Raw genomic sequence first — 13,559 nt, 5'->3', positions numbered from 1 at the left:
GCACCAGCGCTCAGGCATCGGCCGGAGGTTGATAATTGGGGTCCTTCGGATTCAGGAAGATGAAATGTGGCTGACCAGGCTCGATCTCGACGAAATCCATCATGGTTTCATCGAGCAGCGGCACATCCTCGGGTGTCATCACGAGGTCCACGCCTTCGCTCTGAAAGCGAATATCCTCTTCCGTCGCGGCATCGAATCCCATGCGATACTCAATGGTGCCATCGGCCTGTTGGCTCGCCGCGAGCCGCAACGACATCCCTTCGGCTCCCCCTTCTTTCGCTGCCTTCAAGACCTGCTCAGCGGCCGCTGTCGTCAATTTGAACATAAGCCCTCTTTTAACTCGTTACCTTAGTCCAGCTCATGGCGCGAGTGCAGGGACTTCCGCACCTAACGCCGAGCATCGGTTTTGAGGCTGCGGCAGCGCTGCGCGCTAACGCATCGACCTGATCCGCTCGACGAAACGTCCTGTCCAATTCACCGCGCCGACATCGCGCAAGTGCGCATAGCTCGCCAGGAGATTCTGGTGAATGATACCGTCATGTTGCCCGTCAATGCCGGTGCCACGCAGGACATTGAAAGCGTAGCGCCAATCGGGGCTCGCCTCGACAATGGCCGAATGATGGAATTCATGCGCGCGGATTTCAGTCACATTCGCGGGTGCGTGCGGCCAGGGAAAGGCGTCGGTTTCACGCAAATGCACATAACCGCGTCCCTGGGGACGGTCATGCATGGCCACGTCGGCATCGAGCACGCCGCACATTGCGCACGATTGGCGCTCCCAGTGCAAACGCTCGCAGAGGTACATCAGGCCGCCGCATTCGGCATAGGCGACACCGCCATCGGCAATAAAAGCGGCAATCGACTCGCGCATTGCTCGATTCGCTTCGAGTTCAGCCATGCGCGACTCCGGAAACCCACCCCCAAGGATCAGGCCATCGACAGCGGGCAGATTCGCATCAGCGAGTGGACTGAAAGGCACCAACTCGGCCCCAGCCCGCTCCAAGCCGGCAAGATCATCGGGATAATAGAAGCCAAAGACCTCATCCTGGGCAATGCCGATACGAACCTGGGGCTCACCAGGGGGCCTGTGTTCTAGCGGACTCGGCACCGCGTCCGACTCGGGCGCGCGTTCGGCGATCCCAAGCACCCGGTCGACGTCGACCGTTTCCGCCACCGCTCGGTGAATCGCCTCGATCGTCGCCTCCACCGCCATCGCCTCATTACTCGGGATCAGCCCGAGATGCCGTTCCTCGATCGCAAGTTCGGCCGAGCGCGGCACTGCCCCGAGGACCGGAAGATCCGTGTAATACTCGATCACCCGTCGCAGATTGGACTCATGGCGCGATCCTCCGACCTTATTGAGGATGACGCCGCCGATCCAAAGGTCCGGGTCAAACGCCTGATAGCCGAGCAAGAGGGGCGCGATCCCACGCCCCATCCCCTGGGCATTGATCACCAGCACTAATGGCGCGCCGAGTAGCTTGGCTAACTCGGCATTGGAGCCGGCACCGTTGATGTGGATGCTATCGTAGAGACCGACATTGCCTTCGATCAGACCCAGTGTCGAGGTTTGCAGCAGACGGGCAAAATTGCTGCGGATCTCGTCGACCGGCATGGTGTGGTAGTCAAGATTGTGACAAGCGCGTCCCCCCGCTGCTCGTGCCAGCCACAGCGGATCGATGTAGTCGGGACCTTTCTTGAATGGCTGCACGGTCTGGCCGCGCCGATAGAGTTCGCGGATCAGCCCAATACTGAGCGTCGTCTTCCCGGAAGACTTTTGCGACGCCGAGAGATAGAGATGCGCCATAGGATTGTCATCGGGCCCAGCGGATCCAGAGTCAAGTCGTCATGGCGCCGCGCGGCCATGCCGGAGATGGAGATGCCCGCGCCGGAACGCGAGTCGCGCTTAGGCGGCCGGGCGTGCGCTCGCGTGCGGATCAACATCACGGTCGGCGAGTGACTCAGGCAGGAATTGCAGCACGCGCACACCAACGGCAGTGATTAATAGCGCGATACCAACGCCGCCAATACCGAGCAGAATTTCAGGCAAACTCGGCGAGTAAGGTGCAATCCGGCCACCAACATCACCTGGCGCGCCGAATTGGATGACGTTGTGACCGGGGAACATCTCCTGAGGATAGGCTTGACTACCGACGATGATCACATACATCGCGGCAAACCCACCGACGATGACGAGGGCACAGGCCGTCGTGATCCAGTCGCGCTGCTGATTGAGTTCGGGATGGTAAATGATCCCGAGCGGCAGCAAGCCACCGATCAAGATCCAACCGACCCAAAACATAGCGCTGTAGAGACCGCCATTGATCAGAATGAAGGCCTCGATATCGCTATGCTTGGCGCCGTAGAGTTTGGTCAGATGATAGACCAAGGTGAAGTACAGGATCGCGGCGACGAAGAGCCCCAGTAAGTTCCGCAGGCGCTTGAGCATCGCGGGGCCAATCGGCCGGCCATCGGCATCAAAGGTATAAAACAGCACCAGCATGTAGACCGCCAGCCCATAGGCGAACGACATGACCACGAACATCGGCGCCAGGATCGCGGCATCGTAGGCCTCGCGCCCGACGAGAAAGCCAAAGATCGAGCCCGTCCCCGTGGTCAGCGCTAGACGCCAGAGAAAGGCGAAGGTGCCGACCGGCTTCTGCAGATGATTGCCCTTGCGCTCGGCCATGGTCCAGAGGTAGCCGATCACAATTGCCGCGAATCCGGAGTAGAGGAAGATATTCCAGGCAAAGATCGAGCTGAAATTGTAGGTCGTCATGGCGACGAGGAGCCGATCAGGGCGGCCCAGATCGAGCACCAGCACCAGCAGACCGCCAATCAGCAGCGCGACAGCCAATAATCCGGACAGACGCGCAAGCGGCTTGTAGGCCTTCTTGTCGAACACGGTCCCGATCGAGGCCACATTCAATGCACCCGAGGCGGCGATGATCAAAAACACGGCAAACACATGGGGTGTACCCCAGACCACTGAATTCGTCATACCAGTGACCCAGTGACCCTCGTGCTCCATGTACAGTGCCGACAGCCCGCCGACCGCGACCAGGGCCGCGAGGATTGCGAGTAAGCCCCAGTAGCGTTGAGGCTGGACCAGCCATTCCCGATAGACGATTCTTTTCATGCTGACTTCTCTAGCGTGGTGCGTTGGCGCCAACAGCGTGGACGGCAATCACAAGCCTGGAGCGCGGTGGTTAGAGGCCGGTATAGCGCACGCCGGTATTGAGGCCGAGGTCTTGGCGGATCTGCCGGCTAGGCGCCTTGGCCAGCGCCTGGCGTAAAGGTCCAGTCGGATCTTTCAGGTCACCAAAGACCAGGGCCTGATGCCCCTCCGCGGAGCAGGCATCCGCACAGGCTGTCGAGATATCGCCAGAATCCAGCCGATGGACGCAGAACGTACAGCTCTCAACGCAGCCCTTGCCGCGTGGTGCACGGGTAAGCTTTTGATCGACCTGCTCATGAATGAATGAGCGCGCTTTGTAGGGACAGGCCATCATGCAGTAACGGCAGCCGATGCAGGTGTGGCGATCGACCATGACGATGCCATCCGCGCGCTTGAACGATGCGCCCGTTGGGCAAACGTCAACACAAGGGGGATGTTCGCAATGCTGGCACATCAGCGGCAGGTTGGTCACGTTGCCAGTCAGATTGTCCTGCAGCTTGACCTTGCGTATCCAGGTAGACCGCTGATTCTGCCACTTGAGCTTATCGTCGCCGAGCGGCTTGGATTGCAGGTTCAGGCCGTTTTCGGTATCGCACGCATCGACACAGGCAGTGCAGCCATCGGCACATTTACTGGTGTCTACAAGCAGACCCCAGCGGTGCATATCCGTCACTGGCTCGGTACGCGCCGCAGCGTTGGCCACGGGGGTGTGAAGGAACATGCCAGGTGCGACCGCAGCCGCGCTCACACCGGCGGCAGCGCCAAGGAAGTCTCGGCGGCCTTGGTTCATCGATTCGGTTTCGTGATTCATCGTAACGATTGCCTCGCCTCGCTAACTGCCTTACCGCTCGGCGCTCGTTGGTCCGGTCTTAGCGGCCCCGGGCAGGTGTGCATGTGCCGCGGCAACCTCATGGTTCCAGGCTTCACCCGTGGGAACGGTTGCATGACAGTCGAAGCAGTTCAACTCGACTGCCGCATACTCATGGCAGCTTTGGCAGAATTGCCCTTTCCCATCGATTTCAACCGGCGCGCCCTTGTCATCGTAGCCAACATGGCATGAGACACAGCCGGAAATCCCATGATCGCTGCCACGAATACCGCCGTAGACGGTCTGGTCGCGTTGATGACGGATCAGTTCGAAGTGATTGCGCCGCATGTATTCGGTCGGTTCAACGCAATTCTCGAGCGATGCCGCCTTCGAACTCGGCAACACATAATCTCCGACCTCCTCGGCTTGGGCCACCACCCCCATTCCGAAGGTGGCGACCAGTGACGCGAGGAGGACGCCTTTCATCATGACCGTTGCCATCGACGTCCCCTGCATGGTTGCGGATAGTTTATTCACCGAGGCCCATCTTGATGTAGCCGGTCGGGCAGACATCGGCGCAGATATGGCAGCCAATGCACTTATCGTAGTCGGTATCGACGTAGCGGCCCGTCGTGCTCTCACTTTTGTTGACTCGGAATACGGCATCTTGCGGGCAATAGATCACGCAATTGTCGCACTCGAAGCACATCCCGCAGCTCATGCAGCGCTTGGCTTCGTTGACCGCGTCCTCATCGCTGTAGCCGATCACGCGCTCCTTGAAGTGGCCGAGAACCTCCTCGGCGCTGGGTACCTCTTCCTTTCGCAGCACGCGCGGCTCGTACTTGAAATGCCCCAGGAAGAGTTCGTCGTGCGGGATGACCTCGGCACTCGAGCGATCCTCGTAGTTGTGGATCGCGTATTTAGCATCGGCGGTACCGCGAAGATCACTGTCCTCGTCGACCTTGAACTCCTCGGGTGCCAACTTGGCCTCATTGAGCTTCGCCAGCAGGTCGAAGTGATGCACGTCGACCTTCGGGCGGCGTTTGTGCTCTTCCTTGTTGACGTACTCATTAATCGACTCGACCGCGATCCAGGCTTGACCGATCGCCGTAGTCAGTAGATGGGGTCGAATGATATCGCCGGCGACGAAATGACCTGGGCGATCTGGGTACTGATAGAACTTGTCACTGTTCATCAGTCCGCGTCCGTTGTCGAACTCCTCAAGCCCAGTCAGCTCGCCGCCCTGACCAATCGCAGCGACGATCAAGTCGGCATCAAGTACCCGCTCGGTACCCTCGACCGGGGTCGGCCGACCGTCCTTCATCTCGCAATCGGCGACTTTGAGACCCACCGCGCGTCCGTCGTCGCCCTTGATAACCTCGACGGGCATCACGCCGTCGAGCACAGTCACGCCTTCGTGCAGCGCGTCATGCACCTCATGCTCGGAGGCGGTCATCTTCTCGCGCGGGAACAGCGAGGTCAGGGTGACATCGGCCCCCTCGGCCGCCGCGGTCATCGCGGTATCGTGAGCGACGTAGCCATCGTGGATCACGGTCTCGGGCAAGTCTCGTTTATTGGACTTGGTGATGTGACCGAGACGACGCGCCACCGAAACGACGTCAATCGAGGTATCGCCACCGCCAACGCAGACCACTTTATCGGTGGTGATCTTCATGCGGCCTTCGTTGAAGGCCTTCAGGAAGGCGACACCGGAGACACAATTCGAGGTTCCTTCCCAGCCGGGTACCGGCAGACCGCGGCCGGACTGACAGCCGATCGCCCAGAGGATCGCGTCATAATCCTGCTCGAGCTGCTCGACGGTGACGTCGACACCGACCTTCGTGCCCATCTTGAGCTCGATCTGACCCATGTCGAGGATGCGATTGATCTCGGCATCCAGCGCATCGCGCGGCACCCGGTAGCCCGGAATACCATAGCGGAACATGCCGCCCAGCTCGTTGAATGCCTCGAAGATGGTCGCGGCGTGGCCCTTGCGCCGCAGCTGATAGGCCGCCGCCAAACCGGCTGGACCACCACCGACGATCGCAATACGTTTACCAGTATCGACCGCCGCCGGCTCGAACTTATAGCCGTTCGCGGTGGCAGTATCGCCGATGAACTGTTCGACCGCGTTGATACCGACGAAGTCCTCGACCTCGTTGCGGTTACAACCGTCTTGACAAGGCGCTGGGCAAACGCGGCCCATCATCGACGGAAATGGATTCGCATCGGTGGAGCGGCGAAAGGCATATTCCTGCCAAGTCATGCCTTCGGGCGGCTGCTCGAGGCCGCGCACGATTTGCAGCCAGCCCCGGATGTCCTCGCCAGATGGACAACTCCCCTGACAAGGCGGCGTCTTGTGCACATAGGTGGGACATTTATGGGACGTATCCTGAACAAAGATCTGCTCGGTGAGATTGTCCCAAACGTTGTCGCCATCCTCGAAGCGGCGCCAGGAAAGATTCGTCATTTCGTCAGTGGAAGTTGCCATCGATAACGCTCCTAAGAAGAGTCGAAGTCGAGCTGAGGCCCTTGATTGGCCACCGGCGCTAGATGCGCTTATCGCACCCGAAGCTCGTCGTCGCTACAGTCGCTAATGGTCGGTAGATGCTAGGCTTCGCATCTACTCAGGCAGCCTCATCGGCAGCCTCGTCTTCGTCGTCGGTCTCCTCGCCAGTCAACACCAATGCATTCGAGACCAGTTGATGGACACTGACGATCTGATCCAGGTCCATCCCGTAGTAAGGCAGTACCTTCGTAAATTGGCTCTTGCAGATGGCGCAGATCGCAGCCATATGGGTCACGCCTTTTTCCTGCATAACGTTATTCAGGGCCTCGACACGCGGTTGAGCCCCCTTGACCCGGATCTCCATGAGGTCGTCGGTGAGCAGGCCGCCACCACCGCCACAGCAGAAGGTGCGATCACGGATGGTCTCCTCGTCCATGTCATAGAAGTTATTGCAAGTCGCGCGGATGATCGCGCGCGGAATATCGAATTGACCCCCGGGTCGATCCCCCATCCGTGAGGCGCGCGCCACATTGCAGGAATCGTGGTAGGTCAACACCATGTCGTCGTTGCGGGTCTTATCCAGATTCAGCTTGCCTTCCTGAATCAGGCCATAGGTGAATTCGCAGATGTGCTGAGGAACCGGGTAACGTTGATCGAGGAAATCCCAGGGACCAGCGAGCGTATTCAAAAAACTGTAGGCAACGCGCCAGGCATGACCGCATTCACCGAAGACGATACGCTTGACCTTGAGTTTGATCGCCGCCTCGCGGATGCGCAGTGCGACCCGGCGCATATTCTCGTAGGAGCCGATGAACATGCCGAAGTTGGCGGCCTCCGAGGCGTGACTGCTCAGGGTCCAGCTAACCCCCGTCTCGTGGAAGACCTTGCCATAACCGATCAGACCATCGACATGCGGCTCGGCAAAGAAGTCTGCCGAGGGCGTGACCAATAGGATCTCGGCGCCTTCCTGGTCAAGCGGATACTTAACCTCGACACCGGTATCGTCGAAGACATCTTCCTCCAGGCCTTCAAGGGTGTCAGCCAAAGCCGGCCCAGGTAGACCCAGATTGTTCCCAATCTTGTAGACCTTGCCGATGATCTCATTACAGTACTTTTGGCCAACACCGATATGGTCCATGATCTCGCGTGCGGCCATGGAGATCTCGGCGGTATCAATACCGTAAGGGCAAAATACCGAGCACCGGCGGCACTGAGAGCACTGATGAAAATAGCTGTACCAATCACCGAGTACCTCCTCGGTGAGCTCCTCGGCGCCGACGAGCTTCGGGAACAAGCGCCCAGCCAGGGTAAAGTGGCGACGGTAGACCTTGCGCATCAGATCTTGGCGGCCCACCGGCATGTTCTTTGGATCGTGAGTACCGAGGTAGTAGTGGCATTTATCGGTACAGGAGCCGCATTTGACGCAGGAATCAAGATAGACACGGAGCGAGCGATAACGCCCTAGCAGATCACCCATCTTGTCGAGGGCCTTGGTCTGCCAGTCGTCGACCAGTTCACCCGGAAAGCCGAGTTCGGCCTGGAATTGGGGCTTCGACTTGAACGGGCTCGAATGCGCCGTGGCGCCCGGCTCGATCTCCGGGATCTCTGGGTACTGCTTGAGTACGGGGACTTGAAAGTCGGCTTTCGCCATGATTCAACCTCGTTTCGGAACGTCGCCAACCGGGATCATAAAGAGTGTGAGAGGCAACGCGCCGCTCAGTCCTGCTCCATGCGCCGAGCCCAAGGCGCAATGTGACGCTGCTCGCGGGGATTATCGACCTGATTTCGCGAGGGACTGAAGAAGAGCCCCGGCGCATGCAAGAGCTTGCTGTACGGAAAGATGATCATCAGTAGCGCAACGAGCAGCAGATGCATCAGCAGTATTGGATCAGCCGGCAGCGTCTGGACGTGGCCGACATAGAGCCCCTGGAAGAATTGCTTCACGCGCATCACATCGGTATGCACCACAAAGCGCATCAGCAGGCCCGAGAAGCCGATGACAATCAGTAGCACTAGGATCAAATGATCGGAGAGCGCGGTGATATAGCGCACCCGATCAACAAAGAATCGGCGAACCCAAAGCCCGGCGAGACCAATCACCATCGCGATCCCGCCATAGATCCCGAAGGGCTGGATCATTTGGATCGGCACCGGCACCGGATCAAGGAAGTAGCGTAGATGGCGCAGCGTGACGAGGAAGAGACCGAAGTGAAACATCCAGCCAAAGATCCAGGTCCATTTGCTGCCACGGAACAGGCTCTCGAAGAACACCACCTCGCGCGTCATACGAAGGGCCACGCCCGTCTTCGTTGTTGGCGCTGGGGTCGTTGGAATCTTCAGCGGAGCGGGTGTGCGTACATATTGGATGACCTTATTAGCCAACCCAGCGACCAGCACGAAAGCCGCGAAGTAAAACAGACCGGCATAAACATCCGACAGAAACGACATGTTTCCGCTACCTCAGTGGCGTTGGCCCAATGGCGTCTGCTCTGATCGAGCGCCCCGAGTGGTGGGCGAGCGAATGAGCGTTATCTTATCGATGCCGGCAGCGCCGCGGCGTTGCCGGCAAAGCACCCGGGCTCACTCGAACCCGAGGCAACCGGCCGGCCTAGCAGCTGGCACGGCTATTGGTCTGCTTAGACGCAACCGGTCGGCTTCGGCAGACCCGCGTAGCGGCACGCCTGCTTGGCTGGGCCATACGGGAACAGACCGTATAGATACTTGCTGTTGCCTTTATCCTTGCCGAACTTTTTGCCGACGGCCTTAGTCAGCACGCGCACCGCAGGGGCAATTTGATACTCCTCGTAGTATTCGCGCAGATAATTGATGATGTCCCAGTGCTCGTCGGTGAGTTCCAGATCATCTTCCTTCGACATCACCTCGGCAACGCCCGGCTCCCACTCGTTGATGTTGGCCAGGTAGCCTTCTTCGTCGGTCTCGAACGTCTTACCATTCACTTCGATGGGCATCGATACTCTCCTAATTAGTGAGAAAGAAAAAAAACTACAACCAGGCCTGAACCTTGTCGTGCTCCGCGGCAAGATCCACGAAGCCGGCATAGTCCACAACGCTGATTCCAGGAATGACGCGATCCTCTAACAAGCCACGAGCCTGTAGGTCGGGGCCGAGTGCATAGACCTTAAGGTTGTCGAGGGCGCCCTTGACCTGCCCTTCAACGCTCGTCCGCGTCAGCGCCGCATAAACGCCATCCTCCATCAGAAGGACCGCAGCGCCAGCGCTTGCGTGATCAAGGCAGGCAGCCAACGACGTCTTCTCGAACGGCGACTTGTTGACGGTGTGCAATGTGCTCATCGTGTTCCTCGGATGTTCGCTCGATCTCAGAAGCTGAAGACGACGTCGGCGTCGTCCATGATAGCCGCCATCTCGGCGCGGTTAACAAGGTGGATCGAGTCTTTCTCGGCCCAATCCTCATCTTCGTCCTCCCAGGTCAAGTGCTGGAGGTCATCCAGCGAGAGACCACGCTCCTCAAGCGACTCCTTCTCCACGAAGATCTTCTTGACCTCATAATCGCCAAGCGCCGCATAGGTCGGCGAGAAATTCTTCATCCCGACCGCCGAGGTGTTCTGACTCTTGGTGAGCTGGAAGACGCCGTCATCGACAAACGCCAGACTCACGTCCTGATCGAAGGCGGCTCCAATCAGCACAACCTCAAGTGACTCCCAGGCGTAAATCGTGCCGTAAGGCGCCTTGCGGTTCAGGTACAGAAAATTCTTGATGGTTTCAGACATGGTGCATTCCCCTAGTTTCTGCTTCCGGATGCTTGATCAGTCGCCGAAGACAACAAGCCGATCGGACTGGACTGCCGCCTCTACGAGCTGGCCAAGACCAGAGATACGAAACCGGGGGTGAATGTTCGTGGCGTCCTTGCCGTTGCGTTGTGCCTCACCCTCATCGGCCACGCCGCGCCGCTGAGCGGCGGCGACGCAGACGACCATATCGAGATCATGTTGTTCGGCAAGCTCAGCCCAGCGCTCGACGACGTTGCGATCATCCTGCGGCGGCGTGGTCAACCGCGTCGAGTTGTTGACGCCATCGTGGTAGAAAAAGATCCGAAAGATCTCATGTCCCTTCTCGAGCGCTGCCTTGGCGAAGAAATACGCCGAATCGGCAGCCTGGTGCTGGTAGGGTCCTTCATTGACCTGGATTGCGAACTTCATTGCGACCTCGCTGGTGTGGGCTCCAAATCCGCGACTTAGAAACGGATGTAGGAAGAGGCGTTGAAGCTGGCACGGGAGCCGCGCCAGGTATCGATATGGTACTTGGTGAACGGCAGCTCGACCTCCTCGAAGAAGCGCGGCCAGCCGATGCGCTCGATCCACTCGTTGACCCGCTCCCAATCCCGCGCGCCTTCCTTGTAGGCCTTGAGGATGCGCTTGACGATCGCGGTCGCCTCGGGCCAGCGTGGCGGGTTGTTCGGGATACCGGCGGCGACTAGCTTCTGGAAGGTCGGCTTGCCGCGCGCATTGGAGTGGTTACCACCGACCCAGATTGCCAGCTTGGAGTGCTCGGCGTCGTTGATCTGCATCGGCGGACAGGGCGGATAGCAAGCGCCACAGCAAATGCACTTGCGCTCATCGACCTCGAGCGAAGGCTTGCCGTTGACCATGGCCGGGCGGATGGCCGCGACCGGGCAGCGGGCAACGACGCTCGGGCGCTCGCAGACATTGGCGACCAGATCGTGATTGATCTTCGGCGGCTTGGTGTGCTGGATATTGATCGCGATGTCACCCTGGCCGCCGCAGTTGATCTGGCAGCAGGACGTGGTGAGGTGGACGCGGTTCGGCATGTTGGCGTTGCGGAACTCGTCGATGAGCTCGTCCATCATCGACTTGACCACGCCGGAGGCGTCGGTGCCGGGGATGTCGCAGTGCAGCCAGCCCTGGGTGTGCGAAATCATCGCCACCGAGTTCTGGGTACCGCCAACGATGAACCCAGCCTCTTCAAGCGCATTGATCAGCGGGTCGACACGCGACTCTTCAGTCACCATGTATTCGATGTTCGAGCGCAGCGTGAAATGGACATAACCGTCAGCGAATTCGTCACCGATGTCGCACAGCTTACGGAGCGTGAAGACATCAAGGATACGCTGAGTACCGGCACGCACGGTCCAAATCTCGTCGCCGCTATAGGCAACGTGGCGCAGCACACCCGGGCGCGGGTGGTCGTGGTACTTCCATTGACCGAAGTTCTTACGCATCGTCGGATGCATATACTGCCAAGGATCAGGGCAGCCGGACTCGATGGGCTCGCGCATGTCTTTAGCCATCGGTAACTCTCCAGTAAATCAGTAAACAGTTAGGTGCTGATCGAATTCGGCGAAACCGGCACCGACGGGCGTTCCCCGCCGGTGTCCACGGCCAACCTGAGCGACCCCTTAGCCGGCAGCCTTCTCAGCCTGGCGCTCGAACCATTGCTCGGCGGCCTCGTCCCAGCCGTCCATGCGCACATAGGAACTCTGGCGCGGGTGGCTGAGCATGTTCGGCTCGGGCTCGATGCCGATGCCATCGAGGAAGTTAGCCAACCCGATGCGCTCGATCATCTCACCACAGCGCTCGTGCTCGAGGCCGTTCTCAGCCCAGAAGTCGATGATGTTCTCGCCCATCTCGACCATCTCTTCGTAGTCTTCCTCGGTTTCGAGCTTGCGGAAGGGTACGATCACGGTGCCCATCAGATCGCCGATCTTAAGCGTGCGCTTACCGCCGATGAGGATGGTCACGCCCTTATCGTCGCCGGGATGCAGCGCCTTCGGCATCACGTTCAGGCAGTGCATGCAGCGTACGCAATCGCGATTATTGACCTCTAGGGTATCGTCGTCATTCAGCGACAGCGCCTGGGTCGGGCAGCGGGTGATGACATTGTCGACGATATACTGACGACCCTTGGCCTGGACGTAGGCCTTCACCTCGTTCTGATCGACCTTCATATCGTCACGCCAGGTGCCAAGCACGGCGAAGTCCGAGCGCTCGATCGCGTTCTGGCAGTCGTTCGCGCAGCCCGAGACCTTGAATTTGAACTTATACGGCAGCGCCGGGCGATGGACGTCGTCGACGAAGTTGTTGACCAGCGCCCGGTGCGCCTTTAGCTCATTGGTGCAAGACATCTCGCAGCGAGCCGCGCCGACACAGGACATCGCGGTGCGCACACAAGGTCCAGCGCCGCCGAGATCCCACCCATAGTCGTTGATCTCGTCAAAGAAATGCTGCGTGGCATTGGTGTCGGCACCGATGAACATGATGTTGCCGGTCTGACCGTGGAAGGTCACCAGGCCAGAGCCATGCTTCTCCCAGCTATCGGCGAGCTGGCGCAGCATCGCGGTGCTGTAGTGGTTACCCGCTGGCGGCTGCACGCGCAGGGTGTGGAATTCCTTGGATTTCGGGAAAGCCTTACCGACCTCGGAGAAGCGCGGAATGATACCGCCACCGTAGCCATAGACCGAGACGGTCCCGCCCTTCCAATAGCCTTTGCGGGTTTCATAGGAGTGCTCGAGCTGCCCGAGCAGGTCGTTCGTGAGGGCATTGATGCGCTCGTCGCCGTGCTCGTCACGAAGACGCTTGATGCCCGAGATGAAGCTCGGCCAGGGGCCGTCTTCAAGTTGGTCGAGCATCGGAGTTTGGTGCTTGTCGAGGGCCATGTCGCTATCTCTCCTATCGAGAAACGTCGTGGTAAGACACAGATCGCATTCGGATTTGTTCGCGGCGCCGCGTGCCACGGAGCTGCACTATACGGAGCGGCATGCCCAGCTGGAAACCGCACCTTAGGGAGAGAGGTACACCCCCTCATATCCCCTTGGGGATAGTTGACAGCCACACTTTTTCTCTTTCCCGATCAGCAACCTAAGTGCGCGAGCGTTGGCGGCTGACTCTGGCCGTGGAGCATAAGCCCCCGCTCCTCCTATGTCAACATATCCTAATATTCCAATAACTTATTCAGGTGGCACTCCCGACCCCGCCACCCCTGCCAGACCGTTTCTCAACTGCGTGCGCCAGCCCCTCGCCCCGATACCTGACCGTTCGTGGAGGCAGCCCCCCGCTGCACGAGTTGTT

The 13,559-nt window shown here is 59.2% G+C and carries 14 protein-coding genes; all 14 read right to left on the bottom strand.

The window, feature by feature from the left end:
• Window positions 1–10: 10 nt before the first annotated feature.
• Window positions 11–325, bottom strand: a complete 315-nt coding sequence (locus CCR82_RS01400; RefSeq protein ID WP_201243486.1) for a HesB/IscA family protein — start codon at window positions 323–325, stop codon at window positions 11–13.
• Window positions 326–430: 105 nt separating this feature from the next.
• Window positions 431–1,807 (bottom strand): cobyrinic acid a,c-diamide synthase CobB, encoded by a 1,377-nt coding sequence (locus CCR82_RS01395; RefSeq protein ID WP_201243484.1) that lies wholly within the window; start codon window positions 1,805–1,807, stop codon window positions 431–433.
• A 99-nt stretch (window positions 1,808–1,906) separates the two neighbouring features.
• Window positions 1,907–3,139, bottom strand: coding sequence for an NrfD/PsrC family molybdoenzyme membrane anchor subunit (nrfD, locus tag CCR82_RS01390; protein WP_201243482.1), 1,233 nt, complete (start codon window positions 3,137–3,139; stop codon window positions 1,907–1,909).
• 70 nt (window positions 3,140–3,209) lie between these two features.
• Window positions 3,210–3,989 (bottom strand): sulfate reduction electron transfer complex DsrMKJOP subunit DsrO, encoded by a 780-nt coding sequence (gene dsrO / locus CCR82_RS01385; protein ID WP_201243480.1) that lies wholly within the window; start codon window positions 3,987–3,989, stop codon window positions 3,210–3,212.
• Window positions 3,990–4,019: 30 nt separating this feature from the next.
• Window positions 4,020–4,487, bottom strand: a complete 468-nt coding sequence (locus CCR82_RS01380; RefSeq protein WP_201243479.1) for a sulfur reduction protein DsrJ — start codon at window positions 4,485–4,487, stop codon at window positions 4,020–4,022.
• Window positions 4,488–4,515: 28 nt separating this feature from the next.
• Entirely contained in the window at window positions 4,516–6,477 is a 1,962-nt protein-coding gene (locus tag CCR82_RS01375; RefSeq protein WP_201243477.1) for an NAD(P)-binding protein, read from the bottom strand.
• A 136-nt stretch (window positions 6,478–6,613) separates the two neighbouring features.
• Window positions 6,614–8,146, bottom strand: coding sequence for a sulfate reduction electron transfer complex DsrMKJOP subunit DsrK (dsrK, locus tag CCR82_RS01370; RefSeq protein ID WP_201243475.1), 1,533 nt, complete (start codon window positions 8,144–8,146; stop codon window positions 6,614–6,616).
• 65 nt (window positions 8,147–8,211) lie between these two features.
• Window positions 8,212–8,943, bottom strand: a complete 732-nt coding sequence (locus CCR82_RS01365) for a respiratory nitrate reductase subunit gamma (protein ID WP_201243473.1) — start codon at window positions 8,941–8,943, stop codon at window positions 8,212–8,214.
• Between the two features lie 188 nt (window positions 8,944–9,131).
• The gene (locus tag CCR82_RS01360; RefSeq protein WP_201243471.1) at window positions 9,132–9,464 is read right to left on the bottom strand and encodes a TusE/DsrC/DsvC family sulfur relay protein; all 333 of its coding nucleotides are present in this window, start codon (window positions 9,462–9,464) and stop codon (window positions 9,132–9,134) included.
• A 34-nt stretch (window positions 9,465–9,498) separates the two neighbouring features.
• Window positions 9,499–9,807 carry a sulfurtransferase complex subunit TusB gene (tusB, locus tag CCR82_RS01355; RefSeq protein WP_201243469.1) on the bottom strand — a complete coding sequence of 103 codons (309 nt, stop codon included), beginning with the start codon at window positions 9,805–9,807 and terminating at the stop codon, window positions 9,499–9,501.
• Window positions 9,808–9,833: 26 nt separating this feature from the next.
• Entirely contained in the window at window positions 9,834–10,244 is a 411-nt protein-coding gene (gene tusC / locus CCR82_RS01350; protein WP_201243467.1) for a sulfurtransferase complex subunit TusC, read from the bottom strand.
• A 36-nt stretch (window positions 10,245–10,280) separates the two neighbouring features.
• Window positions 10,281–10,673 (bottom strand): sulfurtransferase complex subunit TusD, encoded by a 393-nt coding sequence (gene tusD, locus CCR82_RS01345; RefSeq protein ID WP_201243465.1) that lies wholly within the window; start codon window positions 10,671–10,673, stop codon window positions 10,281–10,283.
• Between the two features lie 35 nt (window positions 10,674–10,708).
• The gene (gene dsrB / locus CCR82_RS01340) at window positions 10,709–11,782 is read right to left on the bottom strand and encodes a dissimilatory-type sulfite reductase subunit beta (protein ID WP_201243463.1); all 1,074 of its coding nucleotides are present in this window, start codon (window positions 11,780–11,782) and stop codon (window positions 10,709–10,711) included.
• Window positions 11,783–11,890: 108 nt separating this feature from the next.
• Complete coding sequence (gene dsrA, locus CCR82_RS01335; RefSeq protein ID WP_201243461.1) at window positions 11,891–13,147, bottom strand: dissimilatory-type sulfite reductase subunit alpha; 1,257 nt, start codon at window positions 13,145–13,147, stop codon at window positions 11,891–11,893.
• Window positions 13,148–13,559: the final 412 nt, after the last annotated feature.

The sequence above is a fragment of the Halochromatium salexigens genome (genome assembly GCF_016653295.1).
Taxonomy (GTDB): domain Bacteria; phylum Pseudomonadota; class Gammaproteobacteria; order Chromatiales; family Chromatiaceae; genus Lamprobacter; species Lamprobacter salexigens.
Note: the sequence above shows the minus strand (reverse complement) of the source record. Positions and strands in the feature narration are given on the sequence as shown.